The following is a 20,649-nucleotide window of genomic DNA, read 5'->3' as shown; positions in this document are numbered from 1 at the left end:
ATGTACGGACCCATCGTCCTCCAGCCCATGACATACATCAAGACCGGCTTGCCCTCCCTGCTTTCGGCCGCGCTGCTGGCAGCGTTGCCGGCCTTGCTGGCAGGGCCTGCGTCGGCACAGACGGGGCCACAGCCCAAGCTGCCCACGACCCGCCTGACCGCCGGCATGCACGTGATCCAGGCGGAACTGGCGGTGCAGCCCGAGCAGCAGGCCATCGGCATGATGTTCCGCCGCGAGATGGGCATGAACGAAGGCATGCTGTTCGTCAACGACACGCCGGGCGTGCGCTGCTTCTGGATGCGCAATACGCTGATCCCGCTGAGCATCGCCTTCCTGGCCGACGACGGCAGCATCGTCAACATCGCCGACATGCAGCCGCAGTCCGAGCAGTCGCACTGCTCGGCCAAGCCGGTGCGCTTCGCGCTCGAGATGCGCCAGGGCTGGTTCGCCAAGCGCGGCCTGCAGGCGGGCGCCAAGATCGGCGGGGCACCGTTCCAGCCCTGAGGCCGCCATCGGCGTCGGCGGCGCCGACGCAAACCCGCGTCAGTCCGTCAGCGTCACGATGAACTGCATGCCGGCAAACTCGGGCCGGCTGCGCGCCTGCAGCGTGCCGCCGAGCCGCTCGACGATCTCGCGGGCGATGGTCAGCCCCAGCCCGGTGCCGCCGTCGTTGCGCAGGTCGGCACGCTCGCCGCGCCAGAAGGGCTCGAACAGGCGCGACATCTGCTCCTCGGGCACCCCCGGGCCGTCGTCCTCGACGGTGACTTCGGCACCGCCGTCGGCATGCGCGCGCACGCGCAGCAGGATCTGCGGGCCGCCGTAGCGGCGCGCGTTGTCGAGCAGGTTGTTCACGACCTCGCCGAGCCAGATCGGATGCGCGCGCGCGATCACGGGCGCCTCGGGTGCGTCGAGCTCGATGCTGCGGCCTTCGCGCAGGCCTTGCAGCACCAGCGGCTCGGTGGCCTCGCGCAACAGGGGCACGATGTCCTGCGGCTGGTGCTCGGCGTTCATCGTCAGCGCGGTCTCCGAGCGCGCCAGGCTCAGCAGTTGACCGATCAGCCGCGTCAGCCGCTCGCTGGAGCCGCGCAACTCGGACAGCAGCGGCCGCCAATGGCCGGCGCCCGCAGCGGCGGCATCGGAGGCCAGCTCGCGTTCGAGTTCCTGCGCCAGCACGCGAATGCCGGCCACCGGCGTGCGCAGCTGGTGCGCGGCGTCGGCGACGAAGCGGCGCTGCAGCAGCACGTTCTGCTGCACGTCCTGCAGCAGCTGGTTGATGCGCTCGATCAGCGGCACGGCCTCGGCCGGCACGTGGGCCAGCGACAGCGGCCGCCAGTCGTGCATCTCACGCACGGCGACCTCGTTGCCGACCTCGCGCAGCGGCCTGAGCCCGCGGCGCACGCTGAAGTCGAGCATCAGGAAGGTCAGGATGCCCAGCACCAGGGCCGGCATCACGATGCTGAACTGCAGGTCGCGCACGAGGTCGGCGCGCTTGCGCCGCGTCTCGACGACGATGATCGCCACGACGCGGTCCAGCATCGGCGACGTCACCGAGAACACCGCCCCGCGCACCGGCTCGCCGTCGAGCTGCGCGTCGAACAGCTTGGGCTTGGCGAAGCTGTCGCTGCGGTCCAGCGGGATCGGGACCGTCGCGTCGCCGGCGAGCACGAAGCCGTCGATGTCGATCATGGCGAACGCATTGCGGTCGGCGCTGTCCCAGGTCAGCAGTTCCAGCACCTGGCGGCTGACGTCGAGCAGCGGGCCGCGGTCGGACCAGGTCACCTTGGCCGCCAGGGCCGCCGCCTCGTCCTGCAAGCCGCGATCGAAGGCGCTGTTGGCACTGCCGCGGGCCAGCAGGCCCGCGCCCAGCGTGGCCAGCGCCAGCCCGACGAGCCAGCTCCAGGCCAGCGGCTGCAGCAGGCGGCGCCGCAGGCTGGGGCCGTGGCCGGCGCCGTCGGTGGTGCTCATGGCGGCGGTGCTGCGCCGCCGTCGGCCGACTCCATCACGTAGCCGAAGCCGCGCACGGTCTTGATCACGGCGCCCAGCTCGGCGAAGCGCTTGCGCAGCCGGTGCACGTAGACCTCGACCGAGTTCTCGCTGAAGTCGGACTCCCAGCTGGACAGCCGTGCCACGATGGAGTCCTTGGACACCACACGACCGGCGCGCTGCATCAGCAGCTCGGTCAGCGCCAGCTCGCGCGGGCTGAGCGCGACGCGTTCCCCACGAAAGCGCAGCTCGCGGTCGATGAGGTCGAGCTCCAGTTCACCGAGTGCCAGCGTCTCGCCGATGCGGCCGGCGGCGCGGCGCCGCAGCGCACGCAGCCGGGCCAGCAGCTCGGGCAGGTCGAACGGCTTGACGAGGTAGTCGTCGGCCCCGGCGTCCAGGCCCTGCACGCGGTCGGAGAGCTCGTCGCGCGCCGTGAGCAGCAGCACCGGCATGCGCGCACCCTGGGCACGCCAGTGGCGCAGCACGCTCAGCCCGTCGCGGCGCGGCAGGCCCAGGTCGAGCACGGCCAGGTCGTGCTGGCCGGCAGCACCCTCGCCCATCGCCTGTTCGCCGTCGGCCAGCACGTCGACGCGCCAGCCTTCGCGCTCCAGCGCGTGCTGGATGCCCAGGCTCAGCGCGCGGTCGTCTTCGACGAGAAGAATCCGCATCGCGGCCCGGGCTCTGCAGCGTCAGGCGAAGTTCGCTTCCGCGAAACCCCAGTTCACCAGCTTGTCGAGGAAGGTCTCGACGAACTTCGGGCGCAGGTTGCGGTAGTCGATGTAGTAGGCGTGTTCCCACACGTCCACGGTCAGCAGCGCCTTGTCGGCGGTGGTCAGCGGGGTGCCGGCGGCGCCGGTGTTGACGATGTCGACCGTGCCGTCGGGCTTCTTGACCAGCCACGTCCAGCCCGAACCGAAGTTGCCCACGGCCGACTTCACGAAGGCTTCCTTGAAGGCCGCGTAGCTGCCCCACTTGGCAGTGATGGCCGCGGCCAGCGCGCCGCCGGGCTCGCCGCCGCCGGCGGGCTTCATGCAGTTCCAGAAGAAGGTGTGGTTCCAGATCTGGGCCGCATTGTTGTACACGCCGCCGCTGGACTTCTTGATGATCTCCTCCAGCGACATGGCCTCGAACTCGGTGCCCTTCTGGAGGTTGTTGAGGTTCACGACGTAGGCGTTGTGGTGCTTGCCGTGGTGGAACTCCAGCGTCTCCTTGCTGTAGTGCGGTGCGAGCGCATCGATGGCGTACGGAAGGGCGGGCAGCGTATGTTCCATGGAGATCCTCGTCTGGGGTTGTCGTTCGAAGCGCGGGATTGTAGGCACGCAGCGTTCAGGGTGCGGGCGTCGTGGGCTTGGATGGCACTGCAGGGGCGACATCCTGCACCGTGGCCCGGGCACGCCCGTCGGCCCACACCGCGGTGACCTGCTGGCCGGGCTGCAGCGCCAGCGCCGACACCACGGGGCGGCCGTCGGCGCCTTCCACCCAGGCGTAGCCGCGGTGCAGCACCTGGTGCGGGTCGAGAGCGCCCAGGCGCTGGGTGCGGGCGTCCAGGCCGGCCTGCGCGCGCTGCAGCTGCACCGCCGCCGCCCGCTGCAGCCGGGCGGCCAGCGCGCCCGGCACCTGGCCCTGCCGCGCCAGCTGCAAGCGCAGGGCCTGCATCAGCCGCGGCCCCAGCCCCTGCAGCCGGCCCTGCTGCGCCAGCACGCTGGCCGCCGGCCGGCCCAGGCGCAGGGCCAGGGTGTCCAGGCGCTGTGCCTGGCGGTCGACAGCCCGCGCCAGGGCGCGCTGCATCGCGCCCTGGCGCACGTCCAGCACGGCCAGCAGGTCGGCACGCGCCGGTGCCGCGAGCTCGGCGGCCGCGGTGGGCGTGGGCGCCCGCAGGTCGGCGGCCAGGTCGCACAGCGTGATGTCGGTCTCGTGGCCGACCCCGCACACCACCGGGATGCGGCTGCCCGCGACGGCGTGCACGACCCGTTCGTCGTTGAAGGCCCACAGGTCCTCGAGCGAGCCGCCGCCGCGCACCAGCAGCAGGGTATCGACCTCCTGGCGCAGGTTGGCCGCCGCCAGCGCGGCCACCAGCGCGGCCGGCGCTTCCGCGCCCTGCACCGGGCTCGGGTAGACCACCAGGCGCAGCTGCGGCGCGCGGCGGCGGAAGGCCGTCAGCACATCGTGCAGCGCCGCCGCCTGCAGCGACGTGACGATGCCCACGGCCCGCGGCAGCGTGGCGATCGGCCGCTTGCGCGCGGGGTCGAACAGGCCCTGCGCCTCCAGGCGCGCCTTCAGGCGCAGGAACTCCTCGTACAGCGTGCCCGTGCCCACGCGCTGCAGCGACTCGACCACCATCTGCAGTTCGCCGCGCGGCTCGTAGACCCCGAGGCGGCCACGCAGTTCGACCTGCTGGCCGTCGGCCGGCCGGAAGTCGAGCAGCGACGCCGCGCGGCGGAACATGGCGCAGCGCAGCAGCGCCTGCGCACCGCCGCCGTCCTTCAGCGAAAAGTAGCAATGCCCGCTGGCGGCCCGCGAAAAGCCCGACAGCTCACCACGCACCGCGACGGCACCGAAGCGTGCCGCCAGGGTGTCGCCCGTGGCCAGCAACAATGCGCCCACGCTCCAGACCTGGCGCTGCGGCGAAGCAACAGAAGGCTCAATCATCGGGAAAGCCAGCAACGGCGCGGCTCGGGAACTCCACAGGCGCGCCAGACCACGCCAAGCGGCGCATCGGCCTTGTCACGGTGGTGTCAAAATTGTCCAAGTGCTTGATTTGCAAGACTTTTTGCTTGCTGAATTTTTGAGCAATCCAAAGCAGACGTCGCAGCGGCGCGGGTTTGCGCGTGGCCCGGCGAGGTTCTCCACAAAGTTGTCCACAGTTCCGGTGGACAGTGGCGCGTGGTGCGCGGGGCGTGTCGCCGCCATCGCGCCGCGGGGCCGCGACCATCGGCCATAATCCGCCGCGCTGCGGTGCTGCCGCCCTCACCCGAGAAGAGCGAGAAGACCCTTGCTGTCGATCATACAAGCGGCCGGTTGGCCGATCTGGCCCCTGCTGGCGTGCTCCGTCGTGGCGCTGGCCCTGATCATCGAACGTCTGTACCACCTGCGCGACCCGCTGGTGGCGCCGCCGACGCTGCTCGACGAGGTGCTGAGCGTCTCGCGCAACAACCTGCCGGCGGCCGACGTGGTGAACAAGCTGGCCGAGAACTCGGTGCTGGGCGGCGTGCTCGCCGCCGGGCTGCGGGCCGTGATCGCCGAGCCCCGCATCACCGACGAGGCCTTGCGACAGGCGCTCGAGAATGCAGGCCGCACCGCGGTGCACGGCACCGAGCGCTACCTCAACACGCTGGGCACGATCGCCGCCGCGGCGCCGCTGCTGGGCCTGTTCGGCACGGTGGTCGGCATGATCGAGATCTTCGGTTCGCAGGCGCCGAGCGGCGCATCGAACCCGCAGATGCTGGCGCACGGCATCTCGATCGCGCTCTACAACACGGCCTTCGGGCTGATCATCGCCATCCCGGCGCTGATGTTCTACCGCTACTTCCGCGGCCGCGTCGACGCCTACCAGCTGCAGATGGAGATCGCCGCGCAGCGCCTCGTGCCGCACCTGATGCGCTTCGTGGTGAAGGCCGCCGCATGAAGTTCAGCCGCCGCCCGCCCGACGAACCGGAGATCAACCTGATCCCGTTCATCGACGTGCTGCTCGTGGTGCTGATCTTTCTGATGCTGTCGACCACCTATTCGCGCTTCACGGAACTGCAGGTCAACCTGCCGTCGGCCGACGCCGAGAAGCTGCAGGACCGGCCGGCCGAGATCATCGTGTCGATCGCCGCCGACGGCCGCTACGCCGTCAACCGCAAGGCGGTCGACGGACGCAGCGTCGAGCTGCTGACGGCCGAGCTGGCGGCAGCCGCTGCCGGCCGGCAGGACGCCGTGGTCATCGTCTCGGCCGACGCGATGGCGGCGCACCAGTCGGTGATCAACGTGCTCGACGCGTCCCGCCGCGCCGGCCTGGCCCGGCTGACCTTCGCCTCGCAGTCCGGCAGCCGCTGATGGCCGCGGGCGCGCCGCTGCGGGCGCGGCTCGAGGCCTGGCTGCAGCGCCACTGGTGGCGCAGCAGCGTCTCGCTGCCGATGCAGTTGCTGCGGCCGCTGTCGTGGCTGCTGGGTGCGCTGCTGGCATTGCGCCGGGCGACGCGGCGCGCGCCGGCCGCGCTGCCGGTGCCGGTGGTGGTGGTCGGCAACCTGATCGTCGGCGGCGCCGGCAAGACGCCCACGGTGCTGGCCGTGGTGCAGGCCCTGCGGGCGGCCGGCTGGCGACCGGGCATCGTCTCGCGTGGCCATGGCCGCAGCGCCGACGGCGTGCACGCCGTGCAGCCGGGCAGCACGGCCGCGGCGGTCGGCGACGAGCCGCTGCTGCTGCGCCGCCGCTCCGGCGTGCCGGTGTGGGTCGGGCGGCAGCGGGTCGCCGCGGCGCGCGCCCTGCTCGCAGCCGAACCGGCGGTGGACGTCCTGGTCTCCGACGACGGCCTGCAGCACCACGCGCTGCCGCGGGCCGTGGAGCTGATCGTGTTCGACGAGCGCGGGGCCGGCAACGGCCTGCTGCTGCCCGCCGGCCCGCTGCGCCAGCCGCTGCCCGCGGCGCTGCAGCCGCGGCAGCTGCTGCTGTACAACGCGCCGCGCCCCAGCACGGCGCTGCCCGGGGCGCTGGCCGCACGCCGCCTGGGCAGCGCCGTGCCGCTGGCCGACTGGCACGCCGGCCATGCCGCGGGCGCCACCGCGCTGGCGGCGCTGCGCGGCCGGCCGCTGCTGGCCGCGGCCGGCATCGCGGCGCCGCAGCGCTTCTTCGCCATGCTGGAAGCGGCAGGCCTGCAGTTGCAGCCGCCACCACTGGCGCTGCCCGACCACCACGACTACGCCAGCCTGCCGTGGCCTGCAGGCACGCCCGACGTGGTCGTCACGGAAAAGGACGCCACCAAGCTGCTGCCGGGCCGAGCGGGCGCGACGCGGGTCTGGGTCGTGGGACTAGACTTCGCGCTGCCCGACGCCGTGCTGCAGCCGCTGCTGCGCCACATGGGCCCGCCCCCACTGCCGCCACCACCGACCGCACCGCCATGACCCTGGACCATCGCCTCATCGACCTGCTCGTCTGCCCGGTGTGCAAGGGCCCGCTGGAGATGGCGCGCGACGAGCAGTCGCGGCCGGTCGAACTGGTGTGCCCGGCCGACCGGCTTGCATTCCCCATCCGCGACGGCATCCCGGTGATGCTCGAGAACGAGGCGCGCAGCGTCGACGGCCCGAGCGCACGCTGAGCCGGCCGCAATGCAGTTCAGCGTCCTGATCCCTGCCCGGCTGGCGTCCACCCGCCTGCCCGACAAGCCGCTGGCCGACATCGCCGGCCTGCCGATGGTGGTGCGCGTGGCACAGCGCGCCGCGCTGGCGGGTGCTGCGCGCGTCGTCGTTGCAGCCGACGACCCGCGCATCCTGCAGGCCTGCGCCGCCCATGGCGTGCAGGCGCTGCTGACGCGGCAGGACCACCCCAGCGGCAGCGACCGGCTGGCCGAGGCCTGCACGCTGCTCGGGCTGGACGGCGACGACCTGGTCGTCAACGTGCAGGGCGACGAGCCGCTGATCGACCCGGCGCTGGTGCGCCGCGTGGCGGAACTGCTGGCCGAGCGCCCGGACTGCGTGATGAGCACGGCCGCGCACGCCATCGAGACCGACGCGGACTTCCGCAACCCCAACATCGTCAAGACCGTGATCGACGCCGCCGGCCGCGCGCTCTACTTCTCGCGCAGCCCGATTCCCTGCTGGCGCGACGGGCCGCCCGGCGCCTTGCCCACGCAGCCGGCACCGCTGCGCCACGTGGGGCTGTACGCCTACCGCGCGGGCTTCCTGCGCCGCTTCCCGCAGCTCCCGCCGGCGCCGCTGGAAGGCACCGAGGCGCTGGAGCAATTGCGGGTGCTGTGGCACGGCGAGCGCATCGCGGTGCACGTGACGCTGCACGCGCCGGGCGCCGGCGTCGACACGCCCGAGGACCTGGCCCGCGTGCGGGCCTTGCTGGCCTGAAGCAGCACGCTGCCGCACTGCGCGGCCTTGTCAGGACCGTGCAGGCCAGGCGGTGATAATGCGCGCAGAGACAACGCTGGCGCGGCGCGCGCGGCAGCGGCCACGGCATCACAACGACTGCTTCAAGGAAACCACCCGATGAGATTGATCCTGTTGGGGGCGCCTGGCGCCGGCAAGGGCACGCAGGCCGCCTTCATCTGCCGCAAGTTCAACATTCCGCAGATCTCCACCGGCGACATGCTGCGTGCCGCGGTGAAGGCCGGCACGCCGCTGGGCCTGGCGGCCAAGCAGGTGATGGACGCCGGCGGCCTGGTCAGCGACGACATCATCATCGGCCTGGTGAAGGAACGCATCGCGCAGCCCGACTGCGCCAACGGTTTCCTCTTCGACGGCTTCCCGCGCACCATTCCGCAAGCCGACGCGATGAAGGCCGCCGGCGTGAAGCTCGACGTCGTGCTGGAGATCGACGTGCCCGACGCCGCGATCATCGAACGCATGAGCGGCCGCCTCTTCCACGTGGCATCGGGTCGCAGCTACCACACCAAGTTCAACCCGCCGAAGGTGGCGGGCGTGGACGACGTCACCGGCGAACCGCTGATCCAGCGCGACGACGACAAGGAAGCCACCGTGCGCAAGCGCCTGGACGTGTACCAGGCGCAGACCCGCCCGCTGGTGGACTACTACTCGGCCTGGGCAGGCACCGGCGACATGATGGCGCCGCGCTACCGCCGCATCAGCGGCACCGGCACGGTCGACGAGATCACGGCGCGCGCGCTGGCGGCGCTGGAACACTGACGCGCTGACGAACAAGCACCAGGCAGACGGGATACAGGAAACATGGACATCGCAGGCAAGGTCTTCATCGTCACGGGCGGCGCTTCCGGGCTGGGCGAGGGCGCGGCACGCATGCTGGCCGCGAACGGCGGCAAGGTGGTCATCGCCGACCTGCAGGTCGAGCGGGGCGAGACGGTCGCGCGCGAGATCGGCGGCGTCTTCGTCAAGTGCGACGTCAGCCAGGAAGCCGACGGACAGGCCGTGGTGGCCGCGGCCACCGGCCTGGGCAAGCTGATGGGCCTGGTCAACTGCGCCGGCATCGCACCGGCGGTGAAGACCGTGGGCAAGGACGGCGCACACCCGCTGGCGGTGTTCAGCAAGACGATCACGGTCAACCTGATCGGCAGCTTCAACATGATCCGCCTGGCGGCCGAGGCGATGGCGAAGAACGCGCCCGAGAGCACCGGCGAACGCGGCGTGCTGATCAGCACCGCCAGCGTCGCGGCCTACGACGGGCAGATCGGCCAGGCCGCCTACAGCGCCAGCAAGGGCGGCGTCGTCGGCATGACGCTGCCGATCGCGCGCGACCTGGCGCGCAACGGCATCCGCAACATGACCATCGCGCCGGGCATCTTCGGCACGCCGATGCTGTTCGGCATGCCCCAGGACGTGCAGGACGCGCTGGCCGCCGGCGTGCCCTTCCCCAGCCGCCTGGGCACGCCCGAGGACTACGCCAAGCTGGCGAAGCACATCTTCGAGAACGACATGCTCAACGGCGAGGTGATCCGCCTCGACGGCGCGATCCGGCTGGCGCCGAAGTGACGGCGGCGGCGGCGTGCCGCCGCCTGCCTACTCGACGCGCTTGACGCGCAGCACGCGCGCGACGCCGTCGATCTCCATCGAGTAGCCGCCGAAGTCGTTGCGCCGCACACGCACGGCCGGGCTGTCGAGCCAGTAGGCCGCCCGGCTGGTGTCGGTGACTTCCCAGACCTGTCCGTTCGCCAGCGCGATGCGCGTGCGCTGCTGCCAGCCCTCGAAGCGGCCGCGCACCTGGCTGCGCACCTCGGGGTCTGCGGCCGCCGCGCTGCGGCGCTCGAGGCCGAAGTCGGCCGGAGCATCCGGAGGCGGTGCGGCAACCACCGGAGCCGCAGGCACTGCGGGCGCCTCTTTCGCCGCCGGCGCCTGCGCCGGCTTCGATGCCGCGGGTGCTGCCGGCGGCCGCCCGATCGCGTCGTAGCAGGCCAGCCGCGGCGCCGCGTCCGCCAGCGTGCGGCACGCGGCGATCGCCGCCGCATCGGCCCACACGGGTGCCGCCGGCAGGCCGGTCGCACACAGCAGCAGCAAGGTTCTCAGGGTCGGTGATGTCGGCTTGGGCATCGTGTTCGCAATCGTTGGGCAGGCGCTGCAGGTATCCTAACCTCGACCATCTTCATCACCATGAGCAACGCGCCACCCACCACCGCTGCAGATGCCGCCGCCAGCCGGAGCGCCTGGGCCAGCTACTGGCGCAGCGGCGCCCTGCACTCCTGCGCCACCAGCTTTCGCGGCAACTACGGCGGCGCCATCGCCGAGTTCTGGCGCAGCACGTTCGACGCGCTGCAACCCGGCGACCGCGTGCTCGACCTGGCCACCGGCAACGGCGCCATCGCGCAGTTGGTCATCACGCACCGGCCCGAGGCCGACATCTGCTGCGATGCGGTCGATCTGGCGCCCGTGGCGCCCGCCTGGCTGCAGGAACTGCCCGCGGCACAGCGCGCGCGGGTGTGCTTCCACGGCAGCACGGCGGCCGAGCGCCTGCCCTTCGAGGACGGCCGCTTCGCGCTGGTGGTCAGCCAGTACGGCCTGGAGTACACGGCGCTGGCGCAGAGCGTGCCGGAGCTGCGGCGCGTGATGCAGCCCTCGGCGCGTGCGGCCCTGCTGGCGCACCATGTCGAGGCACGCCCGGTGACGCTGGCCCGCGACGAGGTCGGCCACATCGACTGGCTGCTGGCACCCCACGGCCTGCTCGACGCTGCCGGCACGATGCTGCCGCTGCTCGCGCGTGCTGCCACCGCCGAGGGCCGCGCAGCACTGGCCCAGGATGCGCAGGCACTGCAGCACCGCCAGCAGTTCAATGCGTTGCAGCAGGCATTGCAGCGCCGTGCCGATGGCGCGCCTTGTCCCGATGTGCTGTTCGAGGCCCGCGAGGCGCTGGCTGCCTTGCTCGACCTGGCCGCCCGGCAAGGCGCAGAGGTTGCGCAGGCACGGCTGCCGGTGCTGCGCGCTCACCTGGCGGACAGCCGCGTGCGCCTGCAGGACCTGTTGCGCTGCGCGCTCGATGCCGCGGCGGTGGAGGCGCTGGCAGCCCGGCTGGGCAGCCCGCGGCAGGCGCAGGTGCAACCGCTGCACGAAGGGCCGTGGCTGATGGGCTGGGCCGTGCGCATCGGCTGAACGTGCCCCACCGGGGCGCCGGGGCCACCAGCGCATCACCATGAAAAAGGGGCCCCGAGGGCTAGCCGTTCTCGGAAAGAGTTGCTAAGGCGACCCTGATTGGCCCACAATGCGCCCCAGTCAACGACTGGGGCGCTTCTTTGTCTGAGGTGAAATCGCTTCCAGGAGCGGTTTCGTCCGGCGAATGGCCCTGGCGGTTCCCTCCGACCGCCGCCGGCATCCAGGTCAACCACTGCCGGAACCCCAAGTGCGCCAACTTTGGCGTACCGCCTCACAACGAGTCCAAGCGTGGGGCCGCCGCCCGAAAGCCGGGTGGATACGCACCCGGAGACTACCGCGTCGTCGCCAGCGGGAAGGGTCAACCAAATCTGTATTGCCACCTTTGCAGGGAAAGCTTTCCCATGCAGAGCAATCTGGCCATCGCGGAAGAGTTATTACGAATCGGCCGATACCTGGAGCCCCGGGTTCCAACGTGTCCCAACGAGGACTGCGAGCTATTCCGCAAAGCCGAGCCTGAACATAGCGGGCGGCACACAAGATTCGGAACCAACGCACACGGCACGCCGCGATTCAAGTGCGGGGCCTGTCGAAAGATTTTCGTCTTTGGCGGTCGCTCAACAAAGCGCCAGCAGAAAACCCATCCGAACATTGGCATATTCGAGCATCTGATGAATTCGATGCCCTTGCGGCGAATCATCAAGGTGCTGGGAATTTCGCCTGCTGTTCTCTACGACCGAATCGACTTTATCCACGAGCAATGCCAGATGTTCGCGGGCGAGCGAGAGCGTGGGCTTCTTGACCGGGAAGACCTCGGCAAGAGGTATATCTCGACCGACCGACAAAAGCTCATTGTCAACTGGTCGGACCGGAAGAGCAGAAAGAATACCGTCCTCCTTTCCATCGCCAGCGCTGACCAAATAACAGGCTACCTGTACGCCGCGAACGTCAACTTTGACGGCGAAATGGATAGTGAGAAGGTCAAGGAGGAGATGACAAAATTCGGCGACCAGCGATTGGCAAAACCCTTTCGACGGTTTGCTCGGGTTTGGTTACCCCAAGACTGGGATGACGCTGCGGTACGGGCTGCCGCGAGCCGTAAGGGCACCCGACGGGCCAGCGAGGAGCCAACTGAGCTGCCTGGGGAGCTGCTCGCGGCTGTCAAGAACACCTATGACGCGGCTCAGGAGCGCGAGGACATCGAGAGCGGCGACGACCCCTCGACGGCGACCAGGACGCCGGCCAAGGGCATGCTCTTGCACGAGCAGACCGTCATGGCGGCGCATATTCAGTTCGTGACGAGATTGCTGCAGAAGGCAGAGAAACTAAGATTCTTCGTTGACCAAGAATCTGGTATTCGAGCTGCAATCTTGGTGAGCGTTCCGGAACGCGTTCTAAATAGGACCGCAGACGCATTCTACGTAAAGGTCCTCAAGGAATTCACGGTTGACCAGAAGAAGGGGATTGTTGGCGCCGCCAAGCGGCGACTCCGGAAGGTAATGGATGACGCCGGAGTTGACGAGGAAGAGGCCAGCTTAATCCTGGCCCTGGAGGAGTTGAGCAGCCCAACACTTATTGGCAAGTGGGGCGACCCTTGGTTTCGGCATCCAATCGCGGACATGCGAGAGCCACAAAAGGGAGTTTCGTGGCTCACCAATATCGACGAAGCGGAAACTGACCCTGAAAAGAGGAGCGACCAGCTTCGGCATTTCGCTCGACTGCATCTGAAGGCGTCGCTTACGGCTGTCGATAGATTCTTCATGCAAGTTCGACGAGCGCTCACGGTAGCCGAACGAGGGGTTATCAGCGCGAGCGCCGACAGAAGGCTTTGGTTTGGTAAGAATGCCTATAACCCAGCGGTTCTGGTGAAATTGGTAGAAATCTTTCGAACCTACTTCAATTATTGCGAGGTCGGCGAAGACGGGAAGACTCCCGCCATGCGGCTCGGATTGGCGAAGGGACCAATTACGGCGGAGGACATCATCTATTACCAACCGCCTTTGCCACCGCGCCGGAGGGCACCGCCCAAACCTGCAGAGCCCAAGCCGCTGCCGCCAGGCGTCTGGCCGGCTGAACTGTTCGACGTCCGAAAAGAAGAACCCCTCCTCACCTTGCGGCGGGAGGGGTCTGAAACGAACCGAGCTGCTGGCTTAGCAACTCCTAGCGAGAACGGCTAGCCCCGAGGGGCCCCTTTGGACATGCCGCCGCAGCGGCACGGCTCTCGCAGATCAGAACTGCTGCGTGTAGCGCACGTAGGCTTGGCGGCCGTAGGCGTCGTACAGGTTGAAGTTGAACTCGCGGCCGCTGAAGTTGTAGCGCGAAGGCAGCTTCTCGGTCACGTTCACGAAGCCCAGGTTCAGCTGGCTGCCCTTGATGGGGGTGTCCCAACCGAACTGCAGGTCGTGGGTGGTGTAGCCACCTTGGCGACGCAGGTCGGTCGCGCTGTTCGGGTTGTATTCGTTGCGACCGATGTAGTTGACGTTCCATGCTGCCTTGAACGCGCCCATCGACCAGTCGTTGGTGATGGTGATGCGGTCCTTGGGCTGGCCGATCGAGCCGTTGAAGTCGAAACCGCCTTCTTCGTACTTCAGCACGCGCGCCCAGCGCACCTCGTTGCGCACGCGGCCCATGCCGCCGAGCTGGAACGTGGTGGCGACACTGATGTCGATACCGCTGGTGGCCAGTTCGCCTTCGTTCGCGTAGCCGCTATCGATGCGGGTGATGACACCGCCGGCACGGGTCAGGCCCAGGCCAGCAGGAATCGGGCGGGGATCGGTGCCGTTGTCGCGGTCGACGATGTCTTGCGCCGTGATCTCGCGGATCACGTCGGTCACCTTCACCGACCAGTAGTCGGCCTTCAGGCTCAACCAGGGCGTGGCGTCCCAGATGCCGCCGAAGCTGAACTGGCTGGACTTCTCCGAGTCGAGCGCCGGGTTGGCGATCGTGAAGGTGCTGACTTGGCAGTCATCCTCGCCCGGGTTCAGCACCGCACACGAATCCGGATCGACGACGCTCTCGGCCGAGAACGTGGTCTTCTGGGTCAGGATCGGCAGGCTGGGCGCACGGAAGCCCTTGCCAACCGAGCCGCGCAGCGACAGCGTCGGCAGCGGCTTCCACTTCAGGCCGAACTTCGGCGAGAAGTCGTTGCCGTAGTCGGAGTAGCGCTCGTAGCGGGCGGCCACGGTGGCTTCCAGCGTCTTCAGGATCGGCAGCAGTGCTTCGGCGTAGGCGCCCCACACAGTGCGGCCACCACCGGCGGAGTTGCCGGCGCTGCCTTCGATGACGCCGGCTTCCGACAGCGAGTCGTATTGGTCACTGAACAGCTCGGTGCGCCGCTCCAGGCCGACCAGCATCTGCGCCTTGCCGCCGCTCATCGAGAACAGGTCGAACGTGGCGTTGGCGTAGCCTTCCAGTTCCTTCATGCGCGCGTCACGCGTGATCGTTGCCTTGATGGCGTTCAGTGTGTCGGGATCGTTGGCAGCCGGGTTCTGGATGTCGTAGGTGCCGTCGTTGATGAACTGCTCGGCGATCGGACGCACGATGTAGTTGCGGCCCAGTTCGTAGTACTTCGAGTCGCTGCGGCGCACACCGACGTCTACGTCGGCGAAGTCGAACAGGCGACCCTGCACGCCCAGGTTGAAGTTGTAGTAGTTGTTGTCCGTCGTGCTGTCGCGGTTGCCGGCGGCAGCAAAGCGGTGGTACAGGTTCACGACCTGACCGGGCAGCGGATTCTGCGGGCTATCAGCGGCGATCTCCAGCAGACCAGGCGTCGGGGCGTAGCGGCCGAAGCTGTCCACGCGGCCCACCGAGGCGCCCAGGTAGCCGGTCCAGCTGTCGCTGATCTGGTACTCGCCACGGGCAAAAACCGAGCTGTTGCGCACAGCGGCTTCGTCGGCTGCGACGGCGGTGAAGTCGTAGCGGCAGCTGCTCACGCCAGTCGTGGGGTTGGTGACGATGTAGAAGTTGGGGTCGTTGCAACCACCCGGGATGGCGGTGAAGTTGAACCGGTCACCAGTCACCGGGTCGTTCGTGGTGTAGTTGTTGCCGTACACCGATGCGCCGCGGTTCACCGTCCAGGGACGCTGGTTCGCGAAAATGATGTCGCGCTGCGAGAACGAGGCACCGGCGATCAGGCGGCCCTTGGGACCCTGGATGCCGATGGTGGCCGAGCCTTCGCTGCGGTCGCCGCCCTTCACGCTGGGCTTGGTGGCGCCGAGCATCAGCTCGAGGCCCTGGTAGTCCTTGCGCGTGATGAAGTTCACCACGCCGCCGATGGCGTCGGAGCCGTACACGGCCGAGGCACCGTCGGTCAGCACTTCGACGCGCTCGATCATCGCCATCGGGATGATGTTCAGGTCGACGGCGTCACCCACCATCGGACCCTTGGCGGCACGGCGGCCGTCGATCAGCACCAGCGTGCGCGCCGAACCCAGGCCACGCAGGTCGATTTCAGCAAACGACTGGGCCGACGAACCCGACTGCGGACGGAAGTTGCCGGTCGAGGCGAACGGGATGGTCCGCATGAATTCGGCGACCGACGAGGCACCGCTGGCTTCGATCTCTGCACGGCCGATGCTCGTGACCGGCAGCGCGCCTTCGGCGTCGACGCGCTTGATGCGCGAACCGGTGATCTCGATGCGCTCGGCGGTCTGCGCCCAGGTGGGCATCGACGTGGCGGCCAGCGTGCCGCCCAGGGCCACGAGGACCCCTGCGCAAACTTTCGTTCGCTTGAACATGTAATTCACTCCTGTGGTGACAGTTGATCGAAAGACCCGGTCTTGGAGCAAGCCGCATGCCCGTTTTGTAAACGTTGTGCAGCCCATCTCCTGAGACGTGTGAGGCGATTGTCAAGGCCGCTGTCTTGCGCGGCCCCCCGGGAAACCCATGACCTGCCCCGCGGCCACGGGGCACGCCGGGCCCGCGCGAAGTTGCCTTCGCCGGCCGCCGTGCCTCGCTCTAGAGGGCAGATGCATGACACGACGATACATTCAGACATGTTCGCCGCCGCCTTGGGGGCCGCCCGGTTTACAAGTCGCTGTTGGGTCGCCGCAACGCGACCACGCACGCGCTGGCGGGACAGACCCGGGTCAACCCGCGCGCAGGCGCGGCACGGCCGCCAGGAGCTGGCGCGTGTAGCCGTGCTGCGGCTGCTGCAGGACGCCGTGGCAGGGGCCCTGCTCGACGATGCGCCCCGCCTGCATCACCGCGATGCGGTCGGCCACGTACTCGACGACGCCGATGTTGTGCGTGATGAACAGGTAGCTCACGCCTAGTTCGCGCTGCAGCTGGCGCAGCAGGTTCAGGATCTGCGCCTGCACCGACACGTCGAGCGCCGAGGTCGGCTCGTCGCACACGATCAGCCGCGGCTGCACCGCGAGCGCGCGGGCGATCGCGATGCGCTGGCGCTGGCCGCCCGAGAACTCGTGCGGGTAGCGCAGCAGCGCGTCGCGGCGCAGTCCCACCTGGTCGATCAGCGTCTCGATGCGCTGGCGGCGCGCCGCGACGTCCAGCTCGCCATGCAGCGCCAGCAGGCCTTCCTCGAGCAGGTCAAAGACACGCAGCCGCGGGTTCAGCGAGGCAAACGGGTCCTGGAAGATGATCTGCACCTGGCGCCGCGCCTGCACCAGTGCCGCGCCCTGCAGCTCGAACAGGTCAGCCCCGTCCAGCAGCGCCCGGCCCTCGGTGACGGCCACGCGCCGCAGCAGCTGCACGATGGCCTTGCCGGTGGTGGTCTTGCCGCAGCCCGATTCACCGACCAGCGCCACCGTCTCGCCGCGGCCGACCTGGAACGACACGCCGTCGACGGCATGGAAGTGCGTGCGGCTGCGCTGCAGGAACCCGCGCTTGAGCGGGAAGCGCACGTGCAGGCCCTGCACGTCGAGCAGCGGCGGCTGGGCGTCTGACGGGACGCCGGCACGGGCATCGGCCCTGCGCGCGACCTCCAGCGCGGCTGGCGCCGCCACGGGCGCCTGTGCACCCAGCGAAGCCGGCGCACCAGCGGCATGCAGCAGGCAGCGCACCTGGTGCCGCGGCAGCGCCTCGACCAGCTCGGGCAGCGTCTCGTGGCAGCGCGGCTGCACGCTGGCACAGCGCGGCGCGAAGCGGCAGCCCGTGAAACGCTGCGACAGCGGCGGCACCGTGCCGGCGATGGCCTCCAGCGTCCTGTCGCGCCGGTCGGCGGCGGGCAGCGCCCGCATCAAGGCCTGCGCGTACGGGTGCAACGGCCGCGCGAAGAACTCGGCCGCCGGTGCCACCTCGATGATCTGGCCGGCGTACATCAGCGCCACGCGGTGCGCCATGCCCGAGACCACCGCCAGATCGTGCGTGATCAGCAGCATGCCCATCCGCTGCTCGCGCTGCAACGTGCGAAGCAGATCCAGCACCTGCGCCTGGATCGTGACGTCCAGCGCGGTGGTCGGCTCGTCGGCGATCAGGAAGTCGGGCTCGGCCGCCAGGGCCATCGCGATCATCACGCGCTGCTTCTGGCCGCCGCTCATGCGGAACGGGTAGTCGTCGATGCGGCGCTCGGGCTCGGGAATGCCCACGCGCCGCAGCCAGTCCACCGCCTTCGCGCGCGCCGGCGCGCCGCGCAGCGCGGTGTGGGTCTCGATGGCCTCGACCAGCTGGTCGCCGACGCGCATCACCGGGTTCAGGCTGGTGCCCGGCTCCTGGAAGATCATGCCGATGCGGCCGCCGCGGATGCGGCGCATGGCGGCCTCGGGCAGGTCCACGGTGTCGACGCGGCCGCCGCCCGGCACATCGAGCAGGATGCTGCCGGCGGTGACGCTGCCGTTGTCGGGCAGCAGCCGCATCAGTGCCAGCGCCGTCATGCTCTTGCCGCAGCCCGACTCGCCCACCAGCGCGAAGGTCTCGCCGCGTTCGATGGCCAATCGCAGGCCGTCGATGGCCCGCACGAGCCCGGCCTCGGCATCGAGCTCGACCCGCAGGTCGTCGATCTGCATCACGGTGCGGCCCGCTTTCTCAGGAAGTTCGGCCGCGGGCGCAGCGCGCGTGCCCGCGGATCGAAGGCCTGCTGCACGCCGTCGGCGAACAGGTTGGCCGCCAGCACCAGCACCACCATGAAACCGAAGGCGGCGGCGAAGCTCCACCACACCACCGGGTCGCGGCTCATCTCGCTGCGCGCCAGGTTGATCATGCCGCCGAAGCTGCTGGTCGACGGGTCGACGCCGACGCCCACGTAGGTCAGCACGGCTTCGTAGAGGATGAGTTCGCTGAACGACAGCACCGTGGTGATCAGCACCAGGTGCACCACGTTCGGGAAGATGTGCCGCCGCATGATGCGCAGCGGCCCGACGCCGAAGGCCTGCGCGGCCTGCACGAAGTCGAGCTCGCGCAGCTTCAGCGTCTCGGCCCGCACCAGCCGGCACAGCGTGGACCAGCCCGTGGCGCCGAGGATGGCGCAGAGCAGGAAGACCTTCAGGTCGGCACGCTCGACGCCGGTCTCGAACCAGTCGGGGTGCTTGTCCAGCCACACCTGCACCATCAGCACGCAGGCGGCGATCAGCAGCACGCTGGGCACCGACGAGAGCGTCGTGTAGAGGTACTGCACCACCTCGTCGACCCAGCCGCGGAACCAGCCCGCCAGGATGCCCAGCGTGATGGCGATCGGCAGCGTCGCCAGCGTCGACAACGCACCGATGACGAAGGCCGTGCGCACGCTCTTGAGCGTCTGCACCAGCACGTCGTTGCCGGTGCGGTCGGTGCCGAACACGTGGTAGTGGCCCATCAGCGCCACCACGGCCCCGGCCACGACGCAGACCACGGCGAAGGTCAGCACCAGCGCGCGCAGCGGCAGCGTGGTGCGGTCGGCCGCGATGTCGCACCACGCCGCACCCACGCCGCCATGGGTGCGGCGCAGCGCCCAAGCCAGCAGCCCGCTGGCCAGCAGCGCCACCACCAGCCCGCCCGCGGCGCCGGTGGCGGCGCGGCGCACGACGTCGGCCTGCCGGTCGCGCGCCGGGTCGCGCAGGTGTGCGCCGCCGTGCTGCAGGCGCGGGAACTCGCGCACCGTTTCGCCATCGGGTCGCGTGACCACCTGCTTGCCGAAGGCGTGCGTGGCCAGCGGCGCCGAGTAGGTGGATTCGCGCATCGCCAGCGGGCGCGACAGCGCCAGGTCGAGCAGCGACTCGGCCCGGTTGTCGTAGAAGACCTGGCCCGCGGCCTGGCCCGCAGCCGCCGGCAGCGCACGCCGGAAATGCACGCTGTCGAGCGCGGTCACGGACAGGAACAGCAGCAGCACCAGCGCCGAGCACAGTGCCGCCGGATCGCGCAGCACCTTCAGCCAGGTGGCGCGCAGCGGTGCCGAGCGCCGCACGTGCAGCACGTAGCCCGCGAGCGCCGCGAACAGCAGCCACAGCGCGACATCGGTCCACAGCAGAACGAACTTGAAACCCATGGTGGTCCTGCCTCAGCCCAGCCGCACGCGCGGGTCGGCCCACGTGTACGCGATGTCGATCAGCACGTTGGTCGCGATGTACAGCACCGAGCCCACGAAGACCATCGTGCGCACGATCGCGAAGTCCTGGCCGCTGATGGCTTCGATGACGAAGGCCCCCAGGCCCGGGATGCCGAAGAAGCTCTCGAACACCAGGCTGCCCAGGAACACGTAGGGCAGGTACGAGCCGGCGCTGGTGATGATGGGGATGAGCGCGTTGCGCAGCACATGGCGGAACAGCACCACGGTCTCGGCCAGGCCCTTGGCGCGCGCGGTGCGCACGTAGTCCTTGCCGATCTCCTCGAGGAACATCGCGCGGTACAGCCGCGCCTCGCCGCCCAGCCGCGCCAGCAGGCTCAGCAGGATGGGCAGCGCGAGAAAGCGCACCGCGTCCAGCCCCGGCGCGTAGCCCGAGATCGGCACCAGCCGCAGCACGCGGCTGAACAGGAACTGGCCGACGATGATGTAGAAGAGGCTGCTGATCGACAGCATCAGCACGCACAGCACCACGCCCCAGAAGTCGATGCGCGTGTGGCGGAAGAACACCAGCATCAGCGAGAAGCTCACGCTGACCAGCAGCTGCAGCAGGAACAGCGGCAGCGCCAACTGCAGGCTCACGCCCATGCGCGAGGCGATCTCGTGGCCGATGTCGACCGAGCGCGCCGAGTCGCTGCGGCCGAAGTCGCCCTGCATCAGCGAGATCGAGCGTTCCCACAGCACCGTGCGCGTGAGCTGCGCGGTGCCGGCCTCGGCCGCGTTCCAGTACAGCGGCTTGTCGTAGCCGCGCTCGGACTTCCACTTGTCGATCTGCTCCTGCGTCACGCGCTTGCCGCCGATGTTCAGCCGCGCCATGTCGTCGGGCGTGTTGACGGTGAAGAACAGGAAGAAGGTGAGCAGGTTCACACCCACCAGGATCAGGAATCCGTAGCCGATGCGGCGCAGGATGAAGCCGCCCAT

At 69.4% G+C, this 20,649-nt stretch carries 19 protein-coding genes; 10 read left to right on the top strand and 9 right to left on the bottom strand.

The genetic code is table 11. The features are described from left to right. Positions 1-27: 27 nt before the first annotated feature. On the top strand, positions 28-504 hold the full coding sequence (locus ACPOLB_RS26165; protein WP_425258995.1) for a DUF192 domain-containing protein: 477 nt from the start codon (positions 28-30) through the stop codon (positions 502-504). Positions 505-543: 39 nt separating this feature from the next. Here the strand turns inward: ACPOLB_RS26165 and ACPOLB_RS26160 are convergent, their stop codons facing one another. Genes ACPOLB_RS26160 through xseA form a run of 4 tightly spaced genes read right to left on the bottom strand, consistent with a single transcriptional unit; the run spans position 544 to position 4,632 of the window. Next, entirely contained in the window at positions 544-1,965 is a 1,422-nt protein-coding gene (locus tag ACPOLB_RS26160; protein ID WP_425258994.1) for a sensor histidine kinase, read from the bottom strand. Further along, positions 1,962-2,651: a response regulator gene (locus ACPOLB_RS26155; protein WP_425258993.1), complete on the bottom strand. Its 690-nt coding sequence runs from the start codon at positions 2,649-2,651 to the stop codon at positions 1,962-1,964. The genes ACPOLB_RS26160 and ACPOLB_RS26155 overlap by 4 nt, the downstream gene beginning before the upstream one ends. Positions 2,652-2,672: 21 nt before the next feature. Continuing rightward, positions 2,673-3,254, bottom strand: a complete 582-nt coding sequence (locus ACPOLB_RS26150) for a Fe-Mn family superoxide dismutase (protein ID WP_425258992.1) — start codon at positions 3,252-3,254, stop codon at positions 2,673-2,675. Between the two features lie 55 nt (positions 3,255-3,309). Beyond that, positions 3,310-4,632, bottom strand: coding sequence for an exodeoxyribonuclease VII large subunit (xseA, locus tag ACPOLB_RS26145; RefSeq protein ID WP_425258991.1), 1,323 nt, complete (start codon positions 4,630-4,632; stop codon positions 3,310-3,312). Between the two features lie 343 nt (positions 4,633-4,975). Here xseA and ACPOLB_RS26140 point away from each other — a divergent pair, with 343 nt between their 5' ends. From ACPOLB_RS26140 to ACPOLB_RS26110, 7 genes are all read left to right on the top strand, one after another. Further along, positions 4,976-5,608 carry a MotA/TolQ/ExbB proton channel family protein gene (locus tag ACPOLB_RS26140; protein WP_425258990.1) on the top strand — a complete coding sequence of 211 codons (633 nt, stop codon included), beginning with the start codon at positions 4,976-4,978 and terminating at the stop codon, positions 5,606-5,608. Next, entirely contained in the window at positions 5,605-6,021 is a 417-nt protein-coding gene (locus ACPOLB_RS26135; RefSeq protein ID WP_425258989.1) for an ExbD/TolR family protein, read from the top strand. The genes ACPOLB_RS26140 and ACPOLB_RS26135 overlap by 4 nt, the downstream gene beginning before the upstream one ends. Further along, entirely contained in the window at positions 6,018-7,085 is a 1,068-nt protein-coding gene (gene lpxK, locus ACPOLB_RS26130) for a tetraacyldisaccharide 4'-kinase (RefSeq protein ID WP_425261980.1), read from the top strand. The genes ACPOLB_RS26135 and lpxK overlap by 4 nt, the downstream gene beginning before the upstream one ends. After that, entirely contained in the window at positions 7,082-7,279 is a 198-nt protein-coding gene (locus ACPOLB_RS26125) for a Trm112 family protein (protein WP_425258988.1), read from the top strand. Before lpxK ends, ACPOLB_RS26125 begins: the two co-directional genes overlap by 4 nt. Positions 7,280-7,289: 10 nt before the next feature. Next, positions 7,290-8,036, top strand: coding sequence for a 3-deoxy-manno-octulosonate cytidylyltransferase (gene kdsB / locus ACPOLB_RS26120; protein ID WP_425258987.1), 747 nt, complete (start codon positions 7,290-7,292; stop codon positions 8,034-8,036). 138 nt (positions 8,037-8,174) lie between these two features. Beyond that, positions 8,175-8,831, top strand: coding sequence for an adenylate kinase (gene adk / locus ACPOLB_RS26115; protein ID WP_425258986.1), 657 nt, complete (start codon positions 8,175-8,177; stop codon positions 8,829-8,831). 42 nt (positions 8,832-8,873) lie between these two features. After that, positions 8,874-9,632 (top strand): 3-hydroxyacyl-CoA dehydrogenase, encoded by a 759-nt coding sequence (locus ACPOLB_RS26110; RefSeq protein WP_425258985.1) that lies wholly within the window; start codon positions 8,874-8,876, stop codon positions 9,630-9,632. Between the two features lie 27 nt (positions 9,633-9,659). On the opposite strand, the gene ACPOLB_RS26105 is transcribed toward ACPOLB_RS26110, so the two are convergent. Beyond that, the gene (locus ACPOLB_RS26105; protein ID WP_425258984.1) at positions 9,660-10,154 is read right to left on the bottom strand and encodes a hypothetical protein; all 495 of its coding nucleotides are present in this window, start codon (positions 10,152-10,154) and stop codon (positions 9,660-9,662) included. A gap of 93 nt (positions 10,155-10,247) precedes the next feature. On the opposite strand from ACPOLB_RS26105, the gene ACPOLB_RS26100 reads away from it, so the two are divergent. Next, positions 10,248-11,240, top strand: a complete 993-nt coding sequence (locus ACPOLB_RS26100; protein WP_425258983.1) for a class I SAM-dependent methyltransferase — start codon at positions 10,248-10,250, stop codon at positions 11,238-11,240. Positions 11,241-11,641: 401 nt separating this feature from the next. Then, positions 11,642-13,414 carry a transposase gene (locus ACPOLB_RS26095; protein WP_425258982.1) on the top strand — a complete coding sequence of 591 codons (1,773 nt, stop codon included), beginning with the start codon at positions 11,642-11,644 and terminating at the stop codon, positions 13,412-13,414. A gap of 51 nt (positions 13,415-13,465) precedes the next feature. Here the strand turns inward: ACPOLB_RS26095 and ACPOLB_RS26090 are convergent, their stop codons facing one another. The 4 genes from ACPOLB_RS26090 to ACPOLB_RS26075 form a co-directional block, all read right to left on the bottom strand. After that, a complete protein-coding gene (locus ACPOLB_RS26090; protein ID WP_425258981.1) occupies positions 13,466-15,973 on the bottom strand; it encodes a TonB-dependent receptor in 2,508 nt (835 codons plus the stop codon). Between the two features lie 351 nt (positions 15,974-16,324). Then, positions 16,325-18,199 (bottom strand): ABC transporter ATP-binding protein, encoded by a 1,875-nt coding sequence (locus ACPOLB_RS26085; RefSeq protein ID WP_425258980.1) that lies wholly within the window; start codon positions 18,197-18,199, stop codon positions 16,325-16,327. Next, on the bottom strand, positions 18,199-19,653 hold the full coding sequence (locus ACPOLB_RS26080; RefSeq protein ID WP_425258979.1) for an ABC transporter permease: 1,455 nt from the start codon (positions 19,651-19,653) through the stop codon (positions 18,199-18,201). Before ACPOLB_RS26080 ends, ACPOLB_RS26085 begins: the two co-directional genes overlap by 1 nt. Positions 19,654-19,665: 12 nt before the next feature. Then, positions 19,666-20,649, bottom strand: coding sequence for an ABC transporter permease (locus ACPOLB_RS26075; protein WP_425258978.1), 984 nt, complete (start codon positions 20,647-20,649; stop codon positions 19,666-19,668).

The sequence above is a fragment of the Rubrivivax soli genome (assembly GCF_049810355.1).
GTDB lineage: Bacteria > Pseudomonadota > Gammaproteobacteria > Burkholderiales > Burkholderiaceae_C > Rubrivivax.
Note: the sequence above shows the minus strand (reverse complement) of the source record. Positions and strands in the feature narration are given on the sequence as shown.